This window comes from Serratia sp. SSNIH1 (genome assembly GCF_002935055.1).
Classification (GTDB): domain Bacteria; phylum Pseudomonadota; class Gammaproteobacteria; order Enterobacterales; family Enterobacteriaceae; genus Serratia; species Serratia nevei.
In genome coordinates this window covers 1,692,465-1,713,881 of sequence record NZ_CP026383.1, presented here as the reverse complement: position 1 = coordinate 1,713,881, position 21,417 = coordinate 1,692,465, and the positions used below count along the sequence as shown (strand labels likewise).

Here is a 21,417-nt window from a genome sequence, read left to right as displayed (position 1 = left end):
TGCCCCCATATACTGAATAACATTAACTCCCGCCCCGGCGGGAGTTATAATTTATAGATTAGCTAGCACTCTGGAGCGCACGCACATGCAAAAAACTAAACTGAACGAACTGCTCGAATTCCCTTGCTCGTTTACCTACAAGGTGATGGGCCTGGCGCAGCCTGAGCTGGTTGACCAGGTAGTTGAAGTGGTGCAGCGCCATGCACCGGGCGATTACAACCCGCAGGTTAAGCCGAGCAGCAAAGGCAACTACCACTCCGTTTCCATCACCATCAACGCTACTCACATCGAGCAGGTCGAAACCCTGTACGAAGAGTTGGGCAACATTGAAATTGTTCGCATGGTGCTGTAATTCCAGCATAAACCCCTGCTTATCAACCCGGGATGGCGCAGCGTCTTCCCGGGTTGCGCATTTTTGGTCAGCGAAAGGCTGGTCGCGGGCCGGAGCGCCCGGTATAATGGCTTTACCACTTCTGTAACCTGACGATGACTCTTTTGCAACCAGACAAGATCATTTTGCGTCAGCTGGGGTTGCAGCCCTACGCGCCTGTATCCCAAGCCATGCACAACTTCACCGACAGTCGTACCGAGACTACGCCGGACGAGCTGTGGCTGGTGCAACATCACCCGGTCTTCACCCAGGGCCAGGCCGGCAAAGCCGAGCACCTGCTGATGCCCGGCGATATCCCGGTGGTCCAGAGCGATCGCGGCGGCCAGGTGACCTACCACGGGCCGGGCCAGCAGGTGATGTACGTGATGGTCGATCTGAAACGCAGCAAGGTCGGCGTACGCCAATTGGTTACGGCGATAGAAGATACGGTTATCAACACCCTCGCCCACTTCCGCCTCGAATCGCGCGCCCGTCCCGATGCGCCTGGCGTGTACGTGGGGGAGCAGAAAATCTGTTCGTTGGGTTTGCGGATCCGCAAAGGCAGCTCATTCCACGGCCTGGCCCTGAATGTGGCGATGGATCTCAGCCCCTTCCAACGCATCAACCCTTGCGGTTACGCCGGCATGCAAATGACGCAGGTCAGCGCGCTGGCGCCCGGCGTTGGCATTGAAGACATACACCCAATCCTGGTACAGGAATTTGTTCATTTACTCGGCTACCAGACGGTCGAGCTTCGTAACTGGAACCTGCACGATTATGAGTAAACCAATTCAGATGGAACGCGGCGTCAAATACCGCGATGCTGACAAAATGGCGCTGATCCCGGTCAAAACGGTGGTCACCGAACGGCAGGAGCTGTTGCGTAAACCCGAGTGGATGAAGATCAAACTGCCTGCCGATTCAACGCGCATTCAGGGCATCAAAGCCGCCATGCGTAAAAACGGCCTGCACTCCGTCTGTGAGGAAGCCTCGTGCCCTAACCTGTCCGAGTGTTTCAACCACGGTACCGCCACCTTTATGATCCTCGGCGCCATCTGTACCCGTCGCTGCCCGTTCTGCGACGTGGCCCACGGCCGCCCGATCGCGCCGGACGCCAACGAGCCGGAAAAGCTGGCGCAAACCATCGCCGACATGGCGCTGCGTTACGTGGTGATCACCTCGGTTGACCGCGACGATCTGCGCGACGGCGGTGCTCAGCACTTTGCCGACTGCATCTCCGCCATCCGCGCCAAGAGCCCGAACATCAAAATTGAAACGCTGGTGCCGGACTTCCGCGGTCGTATGGACCGCGCGCTGGAGATCCTCACCGCCACGCCGCCGGACGTGTTTAACCACAACCTGGAAAACGTGCCGCGCGTATACCGCCAGGTGCGCCCGGGCGCCAACTACGAGTGGTCGCTGAAGCTGCTGGAGCGCTTTAAAGAGGCGCACCCGAATATCCCGACCAAATCCGGCCTGATGGTCGGCCTGGGCGAAACCAACGCGGAAATCGTCGAAGTGATGCGCGATCTGCGCCGTCACGGCGTCACCATGCTGACGCTGGGCCAGTATCTGCAGCCGAGCCGCCACCACCTGCCGGTGCAGCGCTACGTCAGCCCGGCCGAGTTTGACGAGATGAAAGAAGAAGCGATGGCAATGGGCTTCACCCACGCCGCCTGTGGCCCGTTCGTGCGTTCGTCTTATCACGCCGATCTGCAGGCCAAAGGGATGGAAGTGAAATAACGCGTAATAGTTTGTTACGCTAAAGACGGCGGAAACGCCAAAAAACGGATGTCCGCAAGGCATCCGTTTTTTATTGCGCGCCCTCAGACGGGATTAAACGTCTTTCTTCTCGACGCTCTGCTGAGCGGACTGGCTCTCGGCAGTGTTGCTGCCGGCGGCCGGCGGCGTGCTGTCGTCACCCACGGCTTTTTTAAAGCCTTTCAGCGCCGCGCCAAGATCGGCGCCGAGCGTGCGCAGTTTGCTGGTGCCGAACAGTAAAATCACCAATACCGCAATCACCAGAAGTTTGGTAATACTGATACCTTCCATACTCACCTTCTTATCATAGAGCGCTGCGTGAACAGCGAGAAAAACTGACCTTGCCTGCGAATATTTAGCGACTTTCCCCCTGCTCGCACAACCGCAACATGTAACAGAGTGAGATCCGTCGCAGGAATGCCACGCCGCCTCACGGCGTGAACCCCAGACTATTCTTAGTTTATCACCCGCATGATACGCTGCCATGATACTTATCAGGGAGATGCCGGATGTATATTGCCCCCCCCATTTTCGATGCCCGAAAATCCGGCCTCAGCTTCGCCAAACGCACCTATCTGCCCCGCGTCGCCGGTCTGGGGCTCGGCTTTATCTGCGTTTGCGCCGCACTCTATCCCTTGGCTCCGCCCACGGCGGTCTGGCTATTGCTGGCCTTTCACGGTTTTCTCTGGCCGCATCTCGCCTACCGCTTGGCCTGCCGCGCCAAAGATCCGTTCAAAGCCGAGATCCGCAACCTGCTGATCGACTCCGCCTTCGGCGGCTTCTGGGCGGCGATGATGGCGTTCAACGCGCTGCCGGCGATCGTCATCCTGTCGATGATGAGCATGAACAACATCGCTTCGGCCGGTAAGGCCCTGTTTGTCAAAGGGTTGGCGATTCAATTGGCCGCGGCGGCGCTGACCGGCGCGCTGCTCGGTTTCCCGTTCCACCCGCACAGCACGCCGCTGCAAATCTATCTGTGCCTGCCGATGATCTACCTTTATCCCACGCTGCTCGGCCTGGTGACCTACCGCACCGCCAAACGGCTGGCGGAAAAAAAACAGGAGCTGCAACGCATCAGCACCCGCGATGGGCTGACCGGCTTGTACAACCGCCGCCATTGGGAGCATCTGCTGCATCGTCAGTTCGACAGTTGCCGCCGCTACCAGGACAACGCCACGCTGATCTTGATGGATATCGATCGTTTCAAAACCATCAACGATACTTTCGGCCATGCGCTGGGGGATGAGGCCCTGGCGGCGCTGGCGGAAGAGCTGCTGATTGGCTTGCGCAACGTGGATATCGTCGGTCGCTACGGCGGCGACGAGTTTGGCGCAGTGCTGCCGAACACCAGCGCCGAACAGGCGGAAACCGTCCTGCGGCGCATCCAGCAGCGGCTGGACGCCGTTATCTTCAAAGAGGCGCCACAGCTGCGGCTACAGATCAGCGCCGGCATCGCCAACTACCACCCCGCGCTGGGCGGTTATCTGGACTGGCTGAAAGCGGCCGACGGTGCGCTTTACCGAGCGAAGCAAAATGGCCGCAACCGGCTGGAAACGGCGGCGCCGACGGGCGACTAACTTACTGGTTTAATAACTTGGCAAAATACTTCGGCGCTTCGACAAAGCCTTCACGCCGGTAAAACGTATGCGCCCGCTCGCGGCGGCTGTGGCAATGGACTTCAAGCCGATCGCAGCCGCGACGGTGCGCCAGCGCCTCGCCCTCCGCCAACAGCCGCCGCCCTACGCCTGCGCCGCGCGCTCGGTCGTCGACGCAAAAATAGCTGATGCGGCCAATGTCGCCGGCCAACGCCAGCTGCGGCAGAAAATGCAGCGACAGCACGCCCAGCACCCGCTCGCCCTCCACTGCCACCAGCAGCGCCTCGTCCGGATGCGCCAGCAGCTGGCGCATTCGCTGCGTCAGAAACGCCTCGGTGCCGGGATAATCCAACGCCGTCATTAATTCGGCGATAGCCTGGCGATCGCTCAGGCGCGCCGTTCTGATTTCCATGGGGTGACCTCGCAGATTGTCGATACTACAAAATAGGCGGCGTTAGGTGTAACATCCACCGGGTACGGTAAAAAAGGCCGTGCGGCACGCTGGAGATGACATTCCTCCCTAACCGCCTTCACAGGCTGATGATGTCTACGTAACCTCTCGGAGAGAGGCGCGTAGCGTTACGCCTGTCCCTTTCCGAGTCCCGTGAATTTCTCTGATTGAAAGGTAGTTGCCCCATGTTGAGCTCTTTACTGGCCGTATTTATCGGCGGCGGCGTCGGCAGCGTTTTGCGCTGGGCGGTAAGTATGAAAATGAATCCGCTGAACGCCCACATTCCGCTCGGTACGCTGATGGTCAATCTGATCGGCGGTTTTATCATCGGCCTGGCGATGGCGATTTTCACCCGCATGACGCATCTGGACCCCACCTGGAAATTACTGATCACCACTGGGTTCTGCGGCGGCCTGACCACCTTCTCCACCTTTTCGCTGGAGGTGGTGTACCTGATGCAGGATGGCCGCTTCGGTTGGGCGCTGGCCAACATGCTGCTCAACCTGGCCGGCTCGCTGGCGATGACGCTGCTGGCTTTCATGCTGGTGATGTGGGTCAACGGGCGCTAAGCCCTTAATGTTTCCTTAATCTTGCATGCGCATAATCTCATCCAGTACTTCTGACTGGATGAGAAACCGCTATGTTTAGCCTGCCGAAAACCGCCGCCGAAGCGATTGCCGTTGCGCTGTGTGTGCTGATCGTCGCCGCCTTTATCAAATCCTACCTGTTCGCTTAAGCGCCTTTTCCCCACAGCACGCGTTCATCTTGCGTCTTTCCGGCCGACTACACTACAATTGAGAATGAACGTTCACACCCAAAAATGTGAACCCGGCTCACGCGTAGCAAAGGATCGGGCAAATGCTCTCCCCCAACGACAGTAAACAGGCCAAGGTGCAGGCCCGCCGCGATCAGATCGTCGAAGCGGCGAAAACCAGCTTCCGCCGCCACGGCTTCCACGCCGCCAGCATGGCGGAAATCGCCCAGGGCTCGCAGCTCAGCGTCGGGCAAATCTATCGCTATTTCGCCAATAAAGACGCGATTATCGAGGAAATCGTCAACCGCATCATCGCCAGCAAGATGCAGCGGCTGGAAAACCTTGGCGATCACATTAACCTGATCGCCGGCACGCTGGCGGCGCGCACGCTGTTTCAGCAGCCGGGCGAGAGCGAAACCGATCACATGCTGATGCTGGAAGTGACCGCCGAGGCCACGCGCAACCCGGTGGTAGCCAAAATGCTCAGCGATGCGGAAGCGCGGCTGTTTCGCCACGTGTGCCACAACCTGCAGCGGCTGTATCCCCATTTCAGCGCGGAAGAGATCGCCGCGCGGGTGGAGTTTATCGCCGTCATGAGTGAAGGCACCGGTTACCGCATCCTTACCACGCAAAAAGCCGATGCGTCCCTGCTGCGCGATCTGTATCAGCAGGCCATTTCTCACCTGTTCAGGAAACGCTAATCTCCCATGACCAAACACTTAGCCAGACAACGTCTGGTGTACGCCGTCGTGCTTGGCCTGCTGGCCGCGCTGGGGCCGCTGTGCACCGATCTCTATCTGCCCGCCCTGCCGGAAATGGCGGGCGAACTGAATACCTCCACCGCCGCCGCGCAGCTCAGCCTGACCGCCGGGCTGCTCGGCCTGGGCGTCGGCCAGCTGATTTTCGGCCCTTACAGCGACAAACTGGGCCGCATGCGCCCGCTGTTGCTGTCGCTGATCCTGCTGCTGGGCGCTTCGCTGTGGTGCGCGCTGGCGCCCACCATCGACCAGTTGCTGATCGCACGCCTGCTGCAGGGCATCGCCGGCGCCGGTGGCGCGGTGATTTCCCGCGCCATCGCCCGCGATCTGTATGCCGGCCATGAGCTGACCCGCTTCTTCGCCCTGCTGATGCTGGTCAACGGCCTGGCGCCGATCGTCGCGCCGGTGCTGGGCGGCGTTATGCTGCAGGTGATGAACTGGCGCGGCATCTTCGGCGTGCTGGCGGCCATCGCCGTGCTGCTGTTCAGCCTGTCGGCGCTGAAACTGCACGAGTCCCTGCCGGCCGAGCGCCGCAGCCAGGGCGGCATTCTGGCGATGCTGATGTCGCTGGGCAGTCTGTTGACCCAGCGCTATTTCATGGGCCTGTGCCTGACACAGGGCTTCGTGATGGCCGGCATGTTCGCCTATATCGGCGCCTCGCCTTTCGTCTTGCAGCAGATCTACGGCCTCAGCCCGCAGATGTTCAGCCTGTGCTTCGCCATTAACGGCGTCGGGCTGATCATTGCGGCGCAGCTGGCCAGCCGCCTCAGTTCGCGTTGGGGAGAGCGTCGCGTGTTGAAGAGCGGGCTAACGCTGGCGGCCGTCGCATCGCTGTTGCTGCTGTTGGCCGCCGCGCTGCATGCGCCGCTGGTGGTGTTGCTGGTGCCGCTGTTCTTTTCGGTGGCGGTGATCGGCATCGTCGGCCCAACCGCCTCTTCGCTGGCCATGCAAAGCCAGGGTGACAAAGCGGGCAGCGCGTCGGCCTTGATCGGCGTGTGCATGTTCGCGCTCGGTGCCTGCGCCGTGCCGCTCACCGGGCTGGGCGGCACGTCCAGCCTGTCGATGGCGCTGACCATCGTCGGCTGCTACGCCGTCGCCATCCTGCTGTTCAGCCTGTTAGGCCGCCGCAGCGAGGCATAACGCGCCCAATAAAAAACCCGCTCAATGAGCGGGTTTTAAGAAATTCAGCTACGCAGCTTAGATAGCAGTAACGTTAGCGGCAGATGGGCCTTTGGCACCGTTCGTGATTTCAAATTCTACACGCTGGCCTTCAGCAAGCGTTTTGAAACCGTTGCTAACGATGGCAGAGAAGTGAACGAAAACGTCCTTGCTACCATCTTCCGGAGTAATGAAACCGAAGCCTTTGGATTCATTAAACCACTTAACGCTACCTTTAATCTTAGACATCAAACTTACCTTTAACGTGAATGAAAGACACAAAACCTGTGTCTATTACAGTACAGCAAGCAGGCAGGATTTTGTCCACCACCGCGATCACAGAAATCCGATAAAGAGTGAAAAAATCCGTGTTGTCCGGTGTAAATTGATTGCACCGGTTGCGATAAGTTACCGTGCCAGGTCAATCCTCTCCACCCACCGGCGAACAACGAGCGAACGCCCAAACTCGCCCGTTTCCCCCAGCGTTGACGCTCCCGTGCAGACGCAATCGCTATGAAATATAACCAGATGGTCTTTTTGCTTCGGCGGCCGCTGCACTAGGGTTAGGGTTTATTTCCCACTGTGAGCCAAGCCTATGACCAGCCAGTTGGCAGACAAAATCATCGCCTATCGGCGTGAGCTGCACCAAAACCCGGAGCTTTCCAATCACGAATTCGCCACCACCGCCCGACTGACGCGCTGGCTGCAAGAAGCGGGCATTCGCCTGCTGCCGCTGGCGCTGAAAACCGGCGTCGTGGCAGAGATCGGCAGCGGCAAGGGGCCGATCATCGCGCTGCGCGGCGACATTGACGCTCTCCCGATCGACGAAATCGCCGACGTGCCCTTCAGCTCGCAAAACCGCGGCGTGATGCACGCCTGCGGCCACGACTTTCATACCTCAGTGATGCTCGGCGCCGCACACCTGCTGAAAGCGCGTGAGGCCGACCTGCCCGGCACGGTACGCCTCTTCTTCCAGCCGGCGGAAGAGACCTTCAACGGCGCCCGGCACCTGATCGACGCCGGCGCGCTGGATAATGTCGCCGCGGTGTTTGGCCTGCATAATGCGCCGGAGCTGCCCACCGGCACCTTCGCCACCCGCGCCGGGCCGTTCTACGCCAACGTCGATCGCTTCCAGATCCTCATCACCGGCAAGGGTGCGCACGCCGCCAAACCGGAACAGGGCGTCGACACCATCGTCACCGCCAGCCAGATCGTCGGCGCCCTGCAGACGCTGCCCAGCCGCAGCTTCAGCTCGCTGGAATCGCTGGTGGTGAGCGTAACGCGCATCGAAGGCGGCAATACCTGGAACGTGCTGCCGCAAACCGTGGAGCTGGAAGGCACGGTGCGCACCCACAGCGACGCGGTGCGCCGCCAGATGCCGGACAAGATTCGCCAGGTAATCGACGGCATAGCCGCCGCGCTGGGTGCGCAGGCCGAACTCCGCTGGCAGCCGGGGCCGCCGGCGGTGATCAATGACCCGCATTGGGCGGCGTTCAGCAAAACCGTTGCCGCCGAGGCCGGCTACCGGGTCGAAGAGGCGGAGTTGCAGATGGGCGGTGAAGATTTCGCGCTGTATCTGCATCATGTACCGGGGGTATTTGTCAGCATCGGCTCCGCCAGCGAGTTCGGCCTGCATCATCCGCGTTTCAATCCCGATGAACGGGCCCTGTTCCCCGCGGCGCAATATTTCACGCTGCTGGCGGAACGCACGCTGCAACAATTAACCACCGCGCCGGAAAAAGCCCTCAGCAACGCCTGAATAATGAAAATAGTATTTCCCCGACGCCGCACATGCCGCGTCGGGCCTTATTATTTCGCTCGCCGTGATATTTGCAATTTTCAACATTTGAATATGCTGTTTTGTTGTTTTACATCCCGCCGCCGCTCATCAATAGTGGACCCATCAAACACCGCGCGCCTCTGCGGCGCATGACAGGATAATCACGATGAGCGACAACGCGAATAATCAACGGCAATTGCGCCTGGGTGCCATTCTGCATGGCGCATCGGGAAATATGTCCGCCTGGCGCCACCCGGACGCCACCGCCGACGCCAGCATTAACCTCGAATTTAATATCGCCTCGGCGAAAAAAGCCGAACAGGGGAAATTCGATTTCGTCTTCGTCGCCGACGGGTTATATATCAACGAAAAATCCATTCCGCATTTTCTTAATCGTTTCGAACCGCTCACCCTGCTGGCCGTGCTGTCCGCCGCCACCGATAAAATTGGCCTGGTGGGCACCCTCTCCACCTCCTACAGCGATCCGTTCACCGTCGCCCGCCAGTTCGCCAGCCTCGATCACCTGAGCCACGGCCGCGCCGGCTGGAACGTGGTGACGTCGCCGCTGGAAGGCTCGGCCAAAAACTTCTCGCGCACTGAACACCCGGAACACAGCCTTCGTTACCGCATTGCCGGCGAATTTCTCGACGTCGCCAAAGGGCTGTGGGACTCCTGGGAAGACGACGCCTTCGTGCGTAATAAGACCAGCGGCGAATTCTTCCGCACCGGCAAACTGCACACTCTCAATCACCAGGGGGAGTTCTTCTCTGTACAGGGGCCGCTGAACATCGGCCGCACGCCGCAGGGGCGCCCGATCCTGTTCCAGGCCGGCGCCTCCGAAGACGGCAAACGGCTGGCGGCCCAACACGCCGATGCGATCTTCACCCATCACGACACGCTGGAACAGGCACAGGATTTCTATCAGGACGTGAAGCGACAGCTGGTGGAACAGGGGCGCGAACCGGACGATCTGCGCATCTTCCAGGGCGTCAGCGTGATCGTCGGCGACGACGACGCGGACGTCGAGCGCCAGTACCAGGAAACCGCCCGCCTGGTCAGCATCGAGAACGCCCTCAACTACCTCGGCCGCTACTTCGAGCATTACGACTTCGCCCGCCATCCGCTGGACGCGCCCTTCCCCGACATCGGCGATCTGGGGCAAAACAGCTTTCGCAGCACCACCGACGCCATCAAGCGCAGCGCCCGCGAGCGCAACCTCACGCTGCGCCAGGTGGCGCTGGAAGCCGCCTCGCCGCGCCCGGTGTTCAGCGGCACGCCGGAAGCGGTGGCGGACGGTCTGCAGCGCTGGTTCGACGGCAAAGCCGCCGACGGTTTCATCATCAGCGGCGGTACGCCCAACGCCTTCGGCCACTTCGTCGATCGGGTGGTGCCCGTCCTGCAACAGCGTGGCCTGTTCCGCCAGGCGTACCACGGCGACACGCTGCGCGAGCACCTGGGCCTGAAGCGCCCGCTGAACAGATTCACCCAATGATAAGATCGCTTTCAGGGATACCCGCTATGCAGAAAACCGTTACTGCCGCCCTCGTGGCGGCCTTGCTGAGCCTGACCGGCGCCGCACAGGCGGGCACCGGCATCGATTTGCAGGCCAATGAAACCCCGATCCACGCGCCGAAAAACCCGCAGGCGATCGCCAAACTGCCGGCCGATTTCCACTTCGTGAAGCCGGGCCAATTCACCGTCGCGATCGCCGCGCTCAACACGCCGCCGCTGGCGCTGTTCGCCGCCGACAACCGGCGGCTGATCGGCAGCGAGGTGGATATCGCTCAGCTGGTGGCCGACAGCCTGGGCCTAACGCTTAACGTGGTGCAAACCTCGTGGGAAGACTGGCCGCTGGGGGTGGTTTCCGGCAAGTATGACGCGGCCATCACCAACGTCACCGTGACCAAAGAACGCAAAACCCGCTTCGACTTCGCTACCTACCGCATCGACTCGCTCGGCTTTTATGTCAAAACCGGCGGCAAGATCGCGACGATCAAACAGCCTGCCGATATCGCCGGATTAAAAATTATCGTCGGCTCCGGCACCAATCAGGAAGCCATCTTGCTGGCATGGGACAAGCAGAATCGGCAGCAGGGGCTTAAACCTTTCCAGCCAATCTACGTGACCGACGATGCAGCCGCCACGCTGGCGATCCAATCCGGCCGGGCCGACGCCTACTTCGGGCCGAACGTGCTGGGCGCCTATAAAGCGGCGCTGAACGGCCGCACCCGGCTGGCAGGCACGGTGGAAGGCGGTTGGCCCAAGGCGGCACACATCGCCGTCACCACCCGTAAAGGCAACGGCCTGGTGCAGGCGGTGAACGAAGCGCTGAACGGCGCGATCCGCGGCGGGCAGTACGATCGGGTGCTCAACCGCTGGGGCGAGAGCGTCGAACGCCTTGCGCAGTCGGAAATCAACCCGCCCGGCCTGGGCGATTAGGAGCGCGCGATGACGCAAGACACCTTCATTCAGACGCTGCCGACCGACCCGCTGATCGCCCCGGTAATCGAGGGGCTGTTCGGCGAATATCGCCGGCGTTACGGCGACTATTTTGGTGACCAGGAACCGGAACCGCTGGATCTGTACGCGCCGCCGCAGGGGGCCTTCATCGTGCTGCTGCGCGCCGGTGCGCCGATCGCCATGGGCGCCTTTAAACGCTATGACGCACAAACCGCCGAGCTGAAGCGCATCTGGACGCGGGGCGATCTGCGTCGCCAGGGCCTGGCACAGCGGGTGTTGCAGCAGCTCGAAACGCTGGCGCTGGCGCAGGGATATCGCCGGCTCTATCTGACCACCGGCTTTCGCCAGCCCGAAGCGGTGGGCCTGTATCTGAGCAACGGGTATCAGCCGCAGTTCGATCCCACCGTCGACAGCGAGGTTTACAGCCGCCCACCCTACGATGGCCGCCTGCCGTTCCGCAAAAGCCTGATTGCAGAGGGCGCGTGTTGTTGCGCGTCGGAAAGGAAAATCGCCTAAGGCCCCTTTATCTGTATCAGGAGACATGACATGTCCAAACAAGAAGTCTTGAAAGTGGTGCCCGCCCGCTATCCGCTGCGGCTGATCGGCGCGCTGTTTTCGCTGTTTATTCTGGCTGCCATCGTGCAATCGGTGGCGGGCAACGCGCGCTGGGAATGGGGCGTGTTCGCCGAGTGGTTCTTCGCGCCGGCGGTGCTGGCTGGGCTGGGGCAAACCCTGCTGCTGACGCTGCTCGGCACGCTGTTCAGCATCCTGTTCGGCACCCTGCTGGCGCTGGCGCGATTGTCGCGCTCTTACCTGTTGGCGTCGCTGGCCTGGGGTTATATCTGGCTGTTTCGCTCGCTGCCGCTGATTCTGGTGCTGATCATCCTGTACAACTTTTCCTACCTGTACGACGCCATCTCGCTGGGCATTCCCTTCACCTCCGTGGTGTTCGCCAGCTATCCGACCATCGACATTCTCGGCCAGTTCGCCGTGGCGGTGCTGGGCCTGACGCTGGTGCAGTCCGCCTATACCGCCGAGATCATCCGCGGCGGCATCCTGGGCGTGGATTACGGCCAGCACGAAGCGGCGGCGGCGCTGGGCCTGCCGGGCTATCGCCGCACCTTCCGCATCATTCTGCCGCAGGCGCTGCGATCCATTATTCCGACCGGATTCAACGAGATCATCAGTCTGGCGAAAGGCACCTCAATCGTTTACGTGCTGGCGCTGCCGGAGCTGTTTTACACCATCCAGGTGATCTATAACCGCACCCAGCAGGTGATACCGCTGCTGATGGTGGCCACCGTCTGGTATCTGTTCATCACCACCGCCCTGTCGGTGATCCAATACTACATCGAACGCTATTTCGCCCGGGGCGCGGTGCGCGAACTGCCGCCGACGCCCTGGCAGAAACTGGCCGGCTGGCTAAAACGTTAGGAGACCCGCATGTCTGAAGCCATTGATTATTACGCCTTGCCCGAACAGCCGGTACGCAACCTCACCCCGGTGCCGGCGCGCGGCCTGATCGAAATCAGCAACGTCAGCAAGTTCTTCGGCAAACACAAGGCGTTGGACGACGTCAGCCTGACGCTGCAGCCGGGCACCGTGACCGTGATCCTCGGGCCTTCCGGCTCCGGAAAATCGACGCTGCTGCGGGCGATCAACCATCTGGAGCGCGTCGACGAGGGGTTTATCCGCATCGACGGCGACTACGTCGGCTACCGCCGCAAGGGCAACCGGCTGTACGAGCTGAAGGAAAAGGCCATCCTCCGGCAGCGCATCAACGTCGGCTACGTGTTCCAAAACTTTAACCTGTTCCCGCATCTGACGGTGCTGGAAAACATCATCGAAGCGCCGGTGGTGCACAAGATCCACTCCCGTGAACGGGCGAAAGCGGTAGCCTATGAGCTGCTGGATACGGTCGGGCTGCGCCATAAGGCGGACGCCTACCCGCGCCACCTCTCCGGCGGCCAACAGCAGCGCATCGCCATCGCGCGCGCGCTGGCGCTGAACCCGAAGGTGATCCTGTTCGATGAACCGACCTCCGCGCTCGATCCCGAGCTGGTCGGCGAAGTGCTGGACGTGATAAAGGGATTGGCGGATCTGGGCGTCACGCTGGTGGTGGTCACCCATGAAATCGGCTTTGCGCGCGAAGCGGCGGATCGGGTGGTGTTTATGGTCGACGGACAAATCGTCGAGCAGGGCGACGCCAAGCAAGTGCTGGCTCAGCCGCAGCATCCGCGCACCGTCAACTTTCTCAACAAAGTGCTGTGATCGTCAGGGCGCCGCGGCGCCCCGTACCCGAGCCGCTTACCGGCCGGCGAAACGCCGTTTCTCGGCGGCGAAGTCCAGCGGGCGGATCCCCTGCTGGTTTTTGTCCTCGTCGGTCAGCAACGCCGGCGGAATAAACCAGGTCACCTCGAACAGCAGCCCGTCCGGATCGTGGCCATAAATGCTTTTGTGCACGCCGTGATCCTCTTCCAGCCCCAGAATGCCGCGTTCGGCCAGCTGGTGACGAATACGCTCCAGCTCCTCCAGGCTATCCACTTCCCAGGCCAGATGGTACAGCCCGGCCGGTGGCTCATGCTCCGCCGGCGGTTCGTTGTTGGCGCGAAAGACCCCGGCGCGCTGCTGGCCCAGGTTCTTGCTGAACAGCGCCAAATCGTGATCGTTGTCCGAATCGGCGGCCTGGGTAAACACCGCCCGATCGGGGCTGTCGGACGGCTTGAGCTTGAACCCCAACACCTGATGATAAAAGTCGGCGCTCTGCCGCACGTCGCTGACATACAGCACGGCGTGATTGAGACGTTTGATGCCCATCGCTATTCCTTTTTCGCATTGAATGAAGTCAGCATGAACATAGCATGTGGGGAGAAAGCCGCTAAATGCCGTTATCGCATGACTAAATGCCGCCCGCGCAATCTGTCGCTGCAAGGCATTCCGCGCTATCATAAGCGCTGTATAGAACCCTTTTGTGAGAATAGCGATGAACGGCAAGATAACGACTTTTTTTGAAGACAAAGGCTTCGGCTTTATTACCGACGAGAACGGAGAAAATCGTTATTTTCACGTGATTAAAGTGCAGAACCCGGAGCTGATTAAGAAAAATGCGGCGGTGACCTTCGAACCGACCAACAACACCAAGGGCCCGTCGGCTTATGCGGTCAAAGTGTTGGCGCCCAGCAAATACATCATCATCGCCAACGAAAGAATCAAGATCGCCAGCATCAAGTCTTTCAATACTTTCACCAAGGAAGTGCCGGTCAAAGCCGACGTGGATAAAGAGAACACCGTGCTGTCGGTCGGCCTGCTGATGAACCGCATTCGCCCGCAGTCAGAAGACCAGGCGCAGACCATGCAAACGCTGCGCATGCTGACCATTACCACTTTCCAGAACACCACCCATACCTTCTCCGAGCACGAGATCGACATGGATGAGACCATCAAGGCGCTGAAAAGCCTGTAAGCTTCTGCGTACAGAAAATAACCAACGAAATTTGGCGTCGCCTGTGTTAGCGTGAGTTTTCACCTGACACAGGCTATTGATATGTCCGATTCCATCAGCGTTAAAGGTTTTATCAACCGCTCCACCCAAATCGTCTGCCCTAAATGCGGCTATGTTACCCGGCAAAAATGCGCGGCAATGCTGCAAGACGTGATACTGATTTGCCCTAATTGCGAAACCCGCTTCGAGCCCAGGCAAGGCTGAAAACGGTTAGCGGAACAGGATATGCTCGACGCTGTTGCCGTTCACCACATTGAACGACTCCACCCGATTACGCCCCTGCGATTTGGCGCGATACAGCGCGATATCCGCCATATTCATCAGCTGCTCCAGCGATTTCACCTCGTTCATCGCCAGGCTGGCGACGCCGACGCTGATGGTAATTTTCAACGTTTGCTTGCCTTCCGCCTGCAGTTCCGCCTGCTCCACCAGCCGGCGCAGATGTTCCCCCAGCGCCACGCCCTGTGCCGCCAGCGCACGCGGCAGCATGATGGCGAACTCTTCCCCGCCCAAGCGGCCGAACAGCTGATCGTGGCGCAGCTCGCGCCGTACGATGTGCGCAAATGACGCCAAAACCTGATCGCCGGCGCTGTGGCCGTGCGTATCGTTGATCTGCTTGAAATGGTCGATGTCGATCAGCAGGAGCGACACCGCCTCTTTGGAGCGGTGCTTGTGCTCCAGCAGCTCGCCCGCTTTGCGCGTCATCGCGCTGCGCGCCAGCACCCCGGTCAGAAAATCGTGGTTGGCGCTGTGCTCCAGACGCCGCATCAGCTTGCGGTTGGCGGCGATAGAACTGGCGAGGATCAGCGGCCCCATCACCAACATGGCGATGCCCAAGCGGGCGGACATCAGCGTGTCGAGGAAGGCGTTGTGGTTGTTCGGCGTTTCGTACAGCACCAGGTTGGCGGAAATACTGCTGATCTCGGTCATGCCGGTCAACAGCGTCAGCAACGTTACAGGGAACAGCTGGTAACGCACCGCGCACCACAGCAGTGCCGGGATCGGGAAGGCGATAGCGCCCGGCCCGCCGATATAGACGCTGAAGATCAGCGACAGCAGCAGCGCCAGCAGCGGCAGACAGCCTTTCAAACGCCAACGCACCTGTATGCGCAACAGCTGCTTCAGCCGCGGCGCCGCCATCAGCACCGGCAACAGCAGCAAGGTCGTCGAGAACTGCTCGCTGAACCAGGCCAGCCACGCGACCACCACCGTGTTGTTGTACAGGCTGTCGTTGCGCAGCACCGACAGCGTCGACGCCACCGCCGCACCGGCCAGACTGGCGCTGAACATATAGAGTATCGCCTGGGGTTTGCCCATGCGCCGTTGCGACTGGGGCAGCATCAGCATGATGCCGTAACCGACGGCGATCAGCGACATGTTGCAGGCGTTCAGCCACAGCGCCAGGGACCAGCCTTCGCCGGTGCTGAGATCGGCGGCGACCATGCCCAGGTAAGTGGTAAGCCAGCCGAGCGGCGTGGCGTAAACGGGTTTGCGCAGCAGCAGACCGAGCAGAATCGCATTCACCGGCCAAAATAAAGAAAGCGAACCAATCGGCCGGCTAAGAATACCCACCAGAGAAAGTAAAAAGGCCAGCATGAAAAGATTGATCAGCTGAACCGTCAGAGGCAGGCCATGCCTGGCGTTTATTCTGACGTTCATCGCCTCGCCCATATTTCGCTAATAACCAGAATAATAATGTGCATACTCTCTCGCCCGGCCAGTGAGGGATAGTCAACTCGGATTTCAACCAAAAAAGCCAGACAAATCAATAATAAAAAACGTTAACATTTAATTAACAGACTTTTCTTAGCCTGATGCGACCGCGGCGGGCTCACCCGCATAGCGTCAGCAAATAATGCCGACTCTGCTGTCAGCATAGCGCATAGCGTAATAGGCCGCCGCCGGCGTTAATTACATTAATAAGCTTGTGGTTATTGGTCGTTGAATGATGTTTGAATAACTACGCGATTATTTTCCTGCAACTGGGCCGCCCGTGCAATAACAACCCCAAAAAAGCCCGCATAGCGCGGGCTTGCTTGAACAACAGCAAATCGACAGTTACGACACAGCCATACGTTGCATGCCTGTGCTGCCGCGCAGTATAGCGGTGAAAGCTTAAGCAGACCTTAGCAACAAAAAACCCGGCCTAGGAACCGGGAATATTTGTACGAAATGCACTGTTAGCCCAAGCAGGCTAATAACATTTCGCGGCTTACACGCCAATTGTGCAGAGAAAATGAATGCGGCGTCCGTTCAGTCGCGTCGCTGCCCTCTCTGCACGGGAGACCTTACGCCAGTTTGGCGGCAAAACCCGCTACGCGCTGGCCATAGAGCTTGGCGGTCGCCAGATCGCCCGACAGCATTTCATCCACGCCGGCATCCGCCGGGGTCTGCACCAGCAGCCCCACCGAACCGCCCAGGTTATTGACGTCGGTGCGCTGCGCCGATTTGGTGTTGGCCGGCAGCAGCCCCAGGCTGACCCACAGGCCGCCATGTTGCGAAGCCAGCGTCTGCAGCGCGATCAACGTGACCTGCTTGTCGCCGTTCAGGCTGGCGCTGTTGGTAAAGCCGCCGAACACTTTGTCCTGCCACTTGCGGCCGAACCAGGCCTTGGAGCTGGCGTCCGCGAATTTCTTGAACTGCCAGGATGGGCCGCCCATATAGGTTGGCGAACCAAAGATGATGGCGTCCGCCTCATCCAGCGCCTGCCAGGCTTCGTCGCTGATATCACCGTTCTGGTCGATGGCGATCAGTGCCGCCCCGGCGCCTTCCGCCACCACTTTCGCCAAACGCTCGGTATGGCCGTAGCCTGAATGAAACACCACTACTGTCTTCGCCATAGAAATTCTCCACTCATTGCACAAAGGCGCCGACGGCGCCCCTCTCGCGTTCAATCTAATCAAGCGCGCAGCGGCTGAATACCGAATAAAACTGACGGTGTTATTCAAAAAAATCGCGTTATGCGCCCTGCTCTGCCTGTTGACGGGCGAAGTCGATAAAAGCACGCAGCGGGCGCGGCATTTGGCGGTTTGCCGGATAGTACAGATAGAAACCGGGGAACGGCGGCGTCCAGGCATCGAGCAGCGGCAACAACCGGCCATCGGCCAAACCGGCGGCAACCTGTTGCTCAAACAGGTAGGCAATGCCAGCCCCATCCATCGCAGCCCGCACCAAGACTTCCGGCTCATCGACTATCACCGGCCCTTCCACGGCGATCTCCTGCTTTTCACCGTCGCACTCAAACTCCCAACGATACAAACTGCCGTTGGTCGGCCAGCGGTAATTCAAGCAGCGATGTCGATGCAGATCGCCCGGTGTTGACGGCCGGCCGTGACGCGCCAAATACGCCGGTGAAGCAACGACACGCATCCGCACCTCCCCGCCCAGCTTGACCGCCACCATATCTTTCGCCAGTTTCTCGTGCAGCCGCACGCCGGCGTCAAAACCGCCGGCAACGATATCCACCAACCGCTCCTCAACATTGAGATCGAGCGTAATATCAGGATATTGATGATGAAACGGCGCGATCAAAGGCGCCAGAAAATGTAACGCCGCCACGCGGGTTACATTAAGCCGCAAAAGACCTGAGGGGTTCTGGCGTTGCTCGACCGCCTGTGCCACCGCCGCGTCAATCTCGGCCATCGCGGGCGTCAGGCGCGCCAACATCTGTCTTCCGGCTTCAGTCAGCGCCACGCTGCGAGTGGTACGATTCAGTAAACGCACACCCAGACGTTCCTCCAGGTTGCGCAGCGTTTGGCTGAGCGCCGAAGCGGACATCCCCAAATGTGCAGCGGCGCGAGCGAAACCGCCATGCTCAACAATCGCGGCAAAGGCGCGCAACTCGGCGAAATCACTGCCCCTCATTCTGCTCTCCCTCCTTAATAATTCATGAAGATTATAGTGCATTCCTTAAACAACCTGCGGGCGCTACCGTAGACGCTACCTACACGGGAGAATGCCTATGAACACGTCACTATCGCTGGATCACTATCGTTTATTGGGCCGTTCCGGCCTGCGCGTTTCACCGCTGGCGCTGGGCACCATGACCTTCGGCGCCGACTGGGGCTGGGGCGCCGAACTGGCCGAGGCTCGCCGTCTGTTTGACGTTTATGTCGAACGCGGCGGCAACTTTATCGATACCGCCAACCGCTATACCGAGGGAAGCGCCGAACGTTTCGTGGGGGAATTCGCCGCCGGGCGCCGCGATCGGTTGGTGATCGCCACCAAATACACCCTGCCGATGCAGCCGGACGATCCCAATTCCGGCGGCAATCATCGCAAAAGCATGCTGCGAACGGTGGAGGGAAGCCTGCAACGGCTCAATACCGATTACATCGACCTGCTCTATCTGCACGCCTGGGATTTCACCACGTCGGTGGAAGAGATCATGCGCGCCATGGACGATTTGGTACGCGCCGGAAAAGTGCTGTATGTAGCAGTATCGGACCTTCCCGCCTGGCAGGCGTCGAGAATGCAAATGCTGGCGGACCTGCGTGGTTGGTCGCCGCTGATCGCTCTGCAAATCGAGTACAGTCTGCTGGAGCGCACCGTCGAACGCGAGCTGATGCCGATGGCGCAAGAATTGGGGATGGGCGTGATCCCTTGGTCGCCGCTGGCCGGCGGCGTATTAAGCGGCAAATACCGGCGGCAGGATCTGCAACCGTCGCCCGATGAAGCGGGCTCTCGGCGTGAAGCCGTGCGAGCCAAGGGGACATTGAACGCACACAATCTTGATATCGCCGACGCCGTCAACCAGATAGCTGATGAGACTGGATATTCCCCATCACAAATCGCGCTGGCCTGGACACTGCGTCACCCGACGGTCACCGCGCCGATCGTCGGCGCCCGAACCCTGGCGCAATTGGAAGATAACCTCGGCGCCTTGAAGGTGGCGCTGGCGGAAGATCATTGGCGACGATTGGACGATCTCAGCGCCATCGAGCTGGGATTCCCACACGATTTTCTCGCCCTGCCAGCCACACGCAACATCATGACCGGCAGCGTGCATCTCGCCCGGCGCAGATAAAAAAAATCCCGCGCAAGGCGGGATAAACTTAACAGGGATGGGGTAATACACTACAGGGAATGGATAACACACAACATCATCGGGTAGAGCTACAGTACCAATCCCAATGTATAGAACTGTCATCCCCGCGTAAGTTTGCTCGGCCAGATGTAACGCCGAATGGGAAATATGACATTTCGCTCAACGCACCACAAACAGGCGCGATTCGAAACCGCCGCTCTTGAAGGTGGCGGTATTGACCCATCCCGGCGGCGAACGGCCGAAGTCCTGATTGAAATCCCCGCCGCTGACCAGCCAGACCCGGCGATGGCCTTTCGATAAATCGCTGAGCTTATCGACATAGGTCTGCGCCGCCCGATCGTGGAAAAAGGTGCCGAAGCCATAGGCATTGGGCTTGCCCGAAATGCCGTTGGGCCTGGCCGGGGTATACAGCAAGGCGCGATAGCCCTTCTTGTTGTAATACACGTAGCTCAGGTAGTTAAACATGTTGCTGACCACTACCGCATCGTTAGGCTGATAGTGGCTGTTGATATAGTGCACCATCACCTTGAACTCATCTTTCTCGACTGGGTAGTCGTTACGCACGCCGCAGCCGAACAGCAGGCTGAAGAACAACAGCAAAGAGATCCCGCGCACCCGGCTTTTCATTCCGGCGATCAACACGCCCAACACCAGCGGAATGCCGAGCGCGGCGGAATAGAGGTAGCGATCGACAAACAGCGGCGTGCGCCAGGAAATGGCGAATACCAGCGTCACCGGGATCAGAATGCCGCCAAGCAGCAGTAGCGAGAATGTCCTTGGCATCGCGCGCCGTTTCAGCAGCAGCGCGCACAACGCGATAAACATCGCCGGCAGCAGCCAGAGAATCGCCGTGGGATAGTTGCTGCCGTCATGGCTGGTGAGAAAACGCCAATACATTGCCGGCAGATCGCCCCAGGAGACCTGAGGGATCCAACCGACGTCGCCGCCGACCCGCAGTTCGGCGATATGCGCCAGCAGATTGAACAGCACCAGCAGCCAGGGAATGTAGGCCACCCCGATCGCCACATTGGCCAGCCACCACGCCGGCTGCTTGATGTAACGTACGCCTTCACGGCGGCACGACAGCGCCAACACCACCAGCCAGTGGGCGATCAGCGTGAAAATGGTGAAGTAATGGGTATAAAAGCTCAGCGTCATCAACAGCGCATACAGCGCCAGATAGCGGCGGTTATCCGGCGTTTTCAGCCACTTCGCCAGCACCATGGCGGCGGCAATCGCCAGCATCCCCATCAGCGCGTACATGCGCGCCTCCTGGCTGTAACGCACCGCCATCGGCATGATTGCCATCAGCCATCCCGCTATCAGCGCCGCCCGCTCGTTGGCCAACCAACGGGTAAAGCGCATTGCCAGCGCCACCGTCACCACGCCGAACACCAGGCTCAGCGAACGGGCGGCCATGATGCCGTCGCCAAACAGAACCATCCAGCCATGCAGCAACAGATAATAAAGCGGCGGGTGAACGTCGAAGGAGGCGTGGTACAGCAAAGCGCCCACATCATAGCGGCTGGTCAGCACGCTGGAGGCTTCATCGCACCAAAAGTACCGATCCGTTAAGGAAATAAACCGCACGATCGCCGAAAACGCCACGATCGCCAACGCGTAATGTTTGTAACTGATACCCTTTAAGCCGTTGTTGCTCAAAGAGACATTCGAAACCTGTTGCAGTGACATAACCGCATTCCGCCCAAGAGAACCACACAGTGTGGAGACGCAGCGTCATCATTGCCGACGGCGGGTAAATGGCGGGTAAATCAGTGCGA

24 protein-coding genes and 1 riboswitch are annotated in these 21,417 nt (G+C 59.8%); of the genes, 16 read left to right on the top strand and 8 right to left on the bottom strand.

Going from position 1 to position 21,417, the window contains the following annotated elements:
• The first annotated feature begins 85 nt into the window (after window positions 1–85).
• From ybeD to lipA, 3 genes are all read left to right on the top strand, one after another.
• A complete protein-coding gene (gene ybeD / locus C3F38_RS08215) occupies window positions 86–352 on the top strand; it encodes a DUF493 family protein YbeD (protein WP_004940012.1) in 267 nt (88 codons plus the stop codon).
• A 134-nt stretch (window positions 353–486) separates the two neighbouring features.
• Window positions 487–1,155 (top strand): lipoyl(octanoyl) transferase LipB, encoded by a 669-nt coding sequence (gene lipB, locus C3F38_RS08210; RefSeq protein WP_055316087.1) that lies wholly within the window; start codon window positions 487–489, stop codon window positions 1,153–1,155.
• On the top strand, window positions 1,148–2,113 hold the full coding sequence (gene lipA / locus C3F38_RS08205) for a lipoyl synthase (RefSeq protein ID WP_025160046.1): 966 nt from the start codon (window positions 1,148–1,150) through the stop codon (window positions 2,111–2,113). Before lipB ends, lipA begins: the two co-directional genes overlap by 8 nt.
• 93 nt (window positions 2,114–2,206) lie before the next feature.
• On the opposite strand, the gene tatA is transcribed toward lipA, so the two are convergent.
• Window positions 2,207–2,422: a Sec-independent protein translocase subunit TatA gene (gene tatA, locus C3F38_RS08200; protein WP_038877431.1), complete on the bottom strand. Its 216-nt coding sequence runs from the start codon at window positions 2,420–2,422 to the stop codon at window positions 2,207–2,209.
• A 218-nt stretch (window positions 2,423–2,640) separates the two neighbouring features.
• Between tatA and C3F38_RS08195 the strand changes: the two genes are divergently transcribed.
• Window positions 2,641–3,708: a diguanylate cyclase gene (locus C3F38_RS08195; RefSeq protein WP_038877428.1), complete on the top strand. Its 1,068-nt coding sequence runs from the start codon at window positions 2,641–2,643 to the stop codon at window positions 3,706–3,708.
• A gap of 1 nt (window position 3,709) precedes the next feature.
• Here the strand turns inward: C3F38_RS08195 and C3F38_RS08190 are convergent, their stop codons facing one another.
• Entirely contained in the window at window positions 3,710–4,138 is a 429-nt protein-coding gene (locus tag C3F38_RS08190; RefSeq protein WP_048232905.1) for a GNAT family N-acetyltransferase, read from the bottom strand.
• Window positions 4,139–4,220: 82 nt separating this feature from the next.
• Window positions 4,221–4,283, top strand: a riboswitch (Fluoride riboswitch).
• Between the two features lie 79 nt (window positions 4,284–4,362).
• On the opposite strand from C3F38_RS08190, the gene crcB reads away from it, so the two are divergent.
• From crcB to C3F38_RS08175, 3 genes are all read left to right on the top strand, one after another.
• Entirely contained in the window at window positions 4,363–4,746 is a 384-nt protein-coding gene (crcB, locus tag C3F38_RS08185; RefSeq protein WP_004940022.1) for a fluoride efflux transporter CrcB, read from the top strand.
• 289 nt (window positions 4,747–5,035) lie between these two features.
• A complete protein-coding gene (locus C3F38_RS08180; RefSeq protein WP_038877424.1) occupies window positions 5,036–5,632 on the top strand; it encodes a TetR/AcrR family transcriptional regulator in 597 nt (198 codons plus the stop codon).
• Between the two features lie 6 nt (window positions 5,633–5,638).
• The gene (locus C3F38_RS08175) at window positions 5,639–6,829 is read left to right on the top strand and encodes a multidrug effflux MFS transporter (RefSeq protein ID WP_047728551.1); all 1,191 of its coding nucleotides are present in this window, start codon (window positions 5,639–5,641) and stop codon (window positions 6,827–6,829) included.
• A 57-nt stretch (window positions 6,830–6,886) separates the two neighbouring features.
• Here the strand turns inward: C3F38_RS08175 and cspE are convergent, their stop codons facing one another.
• Window positions 6,887–7,096 (bottom strand): transcription antiterminator/RNA stability regulator CspE, encoded by a 210-nt coding sequence (cspE, locus tag C3F38_RS08170; RefSeq protein ID WP_004940030.1) that lies wholly within the window; start codon window positions 7,094–7,096, stop codon window positions 6,887–6,889.
• Window positions 7,097–7,442: 346 nt separating this feature from the next.
• On the opposite strand from cspE, the gene C3F38_RS08165 reads away from it, so the two are divergent.
• The 6 genes from C3F38_RS08165 to C3F38_RS08140 all read left to right on the top strand — a co-directional run bounded on the left by C3F38_RS08165 (window position 7,443) and on the right by C3F38_RS08140 (window position 13,358).
• On the top strand, window positions 7,443–8,606 hold the full coding sequence (locus C3F38_RS08165) for a M20 peptidase aminoacylase family protein (RefSeq protein WP_047728553.1): 1,164 nt from the start codon (window positions 7,443–7,445) through the stop codon (window positions 8,604–8,606).
• Between the two features lie 187 nt (window positions 8,607–8,793).
• The gene (locus C3F38_RS08160) at window positions 8,794–10,119 is read left to right on the top strand and encodes an LLM class flavin-dependent oxidoreductase (protein WP_038877418.1); all 1,326 of its coding nucleotides are present in this window, start codon (window positions 8,794–8,796) and stop codon (window positions 10,117–10,119) included.
• A gap of 26 nt (window positions 10,120–10,145) precedes the next feature.
• Complete coding sequence (locus C3F38_RS08155; RefSeq protein ID WP_047728556.1) at window positions 10,146–11,066, top strand: ABC transporter substrate-binding protein; 921 nt, start codon at window positions 10,146–10,148, stop codon at window positions 11,064–11,066.
• Window positions 11,067–11,075: 9 nt separating this feature from the next.
• A complete protein-coding gene (locus C3F38_RS08150) occupies window positions 11,076–11,603 on the top strand; it encodes a GNAT family N-acetyltransferase (protein ID WP_055316086.1) in 528 nt (175 codons plus the stop codon).
• 30 nt (window positions 11,604–11,633) lie between these two features.
• Window positions 11,634–12,521, top strand: coding sequence for an amino acid ABC transporter permease (locus tag C3F38_RS08145; protein WP_004940038.1), 888 nt, complete (start codon window positions 11,634–11,636; stop codon window positions 12,519–12,521).
• Between the two features lie 9 nt (window positions 12,522–12,530).
• Window positions 12,531–13,358, top strand: coding sequence for an amino acid ABC transporter ATP-binding protein (locus C3F38_RS08140; RefSeq protein ID WP_038877411.1), 828 nt, complete (start codon window positions 12,531–12,533; stop codon window positions 13,356–13,358).
• 36 nt (window positions 13,359–13,394) lie between these two features.
• Here the strand turns inward: C3F38_RS08140 and C3F38_RS08135 are convergent, their stop codons facing one another.
• Entirely contained in the window at window positions 13,395–13,904 is a 510-nt protein-coding gene (locus C3F38_RS08135; RefSeq protein ID WP_038877409.1) for a VOC family protein, read from the bottom strand.
• Window positions 13,905–14,070: 166 nt separating this feature from the next.
• Between C3F38_RS08135 and C3F38_RS08130 the strand changes: the two genes are divergently transcribed.
• On the top strand, window positions 14,071–14,550 hold the full coding sequence (locus C3F38_RS08130; protein WP_038877408.1) for a cold-shock protein: 480 nt from the start codon (window positions 14,071–14,073) through the stop codon (window positions 14,548–14,550).
• Window positions 14,551–14,631: 81 nt separating this feature from the next.
• Window positions 14,632–14,793, top strand: coding sequence for a YnfU family zinc-binding protein (locus tag C3F38_RS26530; protein WP_216636306.1), 162 nt, complete (start codon window positions 14,632–14,634; stop codon window positions 14,791–14,793).
• A 6-nt stretch (window positions 14,794–14,799) separates the two neighbouring features.
• Here the strand turns inward: C3F38_RS26530 and C3F38_RS08125 are convergent, their stop codons facing one another.
• The 3 genes from C3F38_RS08125 to C3F38_RS08115 form a co-directional block, all read right to left on the bottom strand.
• Window positions 14,800–16,248: a GGDEF domain-containing protein gene (locus C3F38_RS08125; RefSeq protein ID WP_038877558.1), complete on the bottom strand. Its 1,449-nt coding sequence runs from the start codon at window positions 16,246–16,248 to the stop codon at window positions 14,800–14,802.
• 629 nt (window positions 16,249–16,877) lie between these two features.
• The gene (locus C3F38_RS08120) at window positions 16,878–17,429 is read right to left on the bottom strand and encodes a flavodoxin family protein (protein WP_047728581.1); all 552 of its coding nucleotides are present in this window, start codon (window positions 17,427–17,429) and stop codon (window positions 16,878–16,880) included.
• A gap of 118 nt (window positions 17,430–17,547) precedes the next feature.
• Window positions 17,548–18,453 (bottom strand): LysR family transcriptional regulator, encoded by a 906-nt coding sequence (locus C3F38_RS08115; RefSeq protein ID WP_038877404.1) that lies wholly within the window; start codon window positions 18,451–18,453, stop codon window positions 17,548–17,550.
• Between the two features lie 97 nt (window positions 18,454–18,550).
• On the opposite strand from C3F38_RS08115, the gene C3F38_RS08110 reads away from it, so the two are divergent.
• Window positions 18,551–19,615, top strand: a complete 1,065-nt coding sequence (locus tag C3F38_RS08110) for an aldo/keto reductase (protein WP_038877401.1) — start codon at window positions 18,551–18,553, stop codon at window positions 19,613–19,615.
• A 180-nt stretch (window positions 19,616–19,795) separates the two neighbouring features.
• On the opposite strand, the gene C3F38_RS08105 is transcribed toward C3F38_RS08110, so the two are convergent.
• A complete protein-coding gene (locus C3F38_RS08105; RefSeq protein ID WP_038877399.1) occupies window positions 19,796–21,328 on the bottom strand; it encodes a glycosyltransferase family 39 protein in 1,533 nt (510 codons plus the stop codon).
• Window positions 21,329–21,417: the final 89 nt, after the last annotated feature.

Excerpts from the sequence above, each read along its gene's own strand:
- C3F38_RS08190 (WP_048232905.1), bottom strand. The coding sequence starts at position 4,138 with ATGGAAATCAGAACGGCGCGCCTGAGCGATCGCCAGGCTATCGCCGAA.
- C3F38_RS08195 (WP_038877428.1), top strand. The coding sequence starts at position 2,641 with ATGTATATTGCCCCCCCCATTTTCGATGCCCGAAAATCCGGCCTCAGC.
- C3F38_RS08175 (WP_047728551.1), top strand. The coding sequence starts at position 5,639 with ATGACCAAACACTTAGCCAGACAACGTCTGGTGTACGCCGTCGTGCTT.
- C3F38_RS08145 (WP_004940038.1), top strand. The coding sequence starts at position 11,634 with ATGTCCAAACAAGAAGTCTTGAAAGTGGTGCCCGCCCGCTATCCGCTG.
- crcB (WP_004940022.1), top strand. The coding sequence starts at position 4,363 with ATGTTGAGCTCTTTACTGGCCGTATTTATCGGCGGCGGCGTCGGCAGC.
- C3F38_RS08105 (WP_038877399.1), bottom strand. The coding sequence starts at position 21,328 with ATGTCACTGCAACAGGTTTCGAATGTCTCTTTGAGCAACAACGGCTTA.
- C3F38_RS08120 (WP_047728581.1), bottom strand. The coding sequence starts at position 17,429 with ATGGCGAAGACAGTAGTGGTGTTTCATTCAGGCTACGGCCATACCGAG.
- tatA (WP_038877431.1), bottom strand. The coding sequence starts at position 2,422 with ATGGAAGGTATCAGTATTACCAAACTTCTGGTGATTGCGGTATTGGTG.
- C3F38_RS08140 (WP_038877411.1), top strand. The coding sequence starts at position 12,531 with ATGTCTGAAGCCATTGATTATTACGCCTTGCCCGAACAGCCGGTACGC.
- C3F38_RS26530 (WP_216636306.1), top strand. The coding sequence starts at position 14,632 with ATGTCCGATTCCATCAGCGTTAAAGGTTTTATCAACCGCTCCACCCAA.
- C3F38_RS08155 (WP_047728556.1), top strand. The coding sequence starts at position 10,146 with ATGCAGAAAACCGTTACTGCCGCCCTCGTGGCGGCCTTGCTGAGCCTG.
- C3F38_RS08165 (WP_047728553.1), top strand. The coding sequence starts at position 7,443 with ATGACCAGCCAGTTGGCAGACAAAATCATCGCCTATCGGCGTGAGCTG.
- C3F38_RS08110 (WP_038877401.1), top strand. The coding sequence starts at position 18,551 with ATGAACACGTCACTATCGCTGGATCACTATCGTTTATTGGGCCGTTCC.
- C3F38_RS08115 (WP_038877404.1), bottom strand. The coding sequence starts at position 18,453 with ATGAGGGGCAGTGATTTCGCCGAGTTGCGCGCCTTTGCCGCGATTGTT.
- C3F38_RS08160 (WP_038877418.1), top strand. The coding sequence starts at position 8,794 with ATGAGCGACAACGCGAATAATCAACGGCAATTGCGCCTGGGTGCCATT.
- lipA (WP_025160046.1), top strand. The coding sequence starts at position 1,148 with ATGAGTAAACCAATTCAGATGGAACGCGGCGTCAAATACCGCGATGCT.
- C3F38_RS08150 (WP_055316086.1), top strand. The coding sequence starts at position 11,076 with ATGACGCAAGACACCTTCATTCAGACGCTGCCGACCGACCCGCTGATC.
- ybeD (WP_004940012.1), top strand. The coding sequence starts at position 86 with ATGCAAAAAACTAAACTGAACGAACTGCTCGAATTCCCTTGCTCGTTT.
- lipB (WP_055316087.1), top strand. The coding sequence starts at position 487 with ATGACTCTTTTGCAACCAGACAAGATCATTTTGCGTCAGCTGGGGTTG.
- cspE (WP_004940030.1), bottom strand. The coding sequence starts at position 7,096 with ATGTCTAAGATTAAAGGTAGCGTTAAGTGGTTTAATGAATCCAAAGGC.
- C3F38_RS08130 (WP_038877408.1), top strand. The coding sequence starts at position 14,071 with ATGAACGGCAAGATAACGACTTTTTTTGAAGACAAAGGCTTCGGCTTT.
- C3F38_RS08180 (WP_038877424.1), top strand. The coding sequence starts at position 5,036 with ATGCTCTCCCCCAACGACAGTAAACAGGCCAAGGTGCAGGCCCGCCGC.
- C3F38_RS08135 (WP_038877409.1), bottom strand. The coding sequence starts at position 13,904 with ATGGGCATCAAACGTCTCAATCACGCCGTGCTGTATGTCAGCGACGTG.
- C3F38_RS08125 (WP_038877558.1), bottom strand. The coding sequence starts at position 16,248 with ATGAACGTCAGAATAAACGCCAGGCATGGCCTGCCTCTGACGGTTCAG.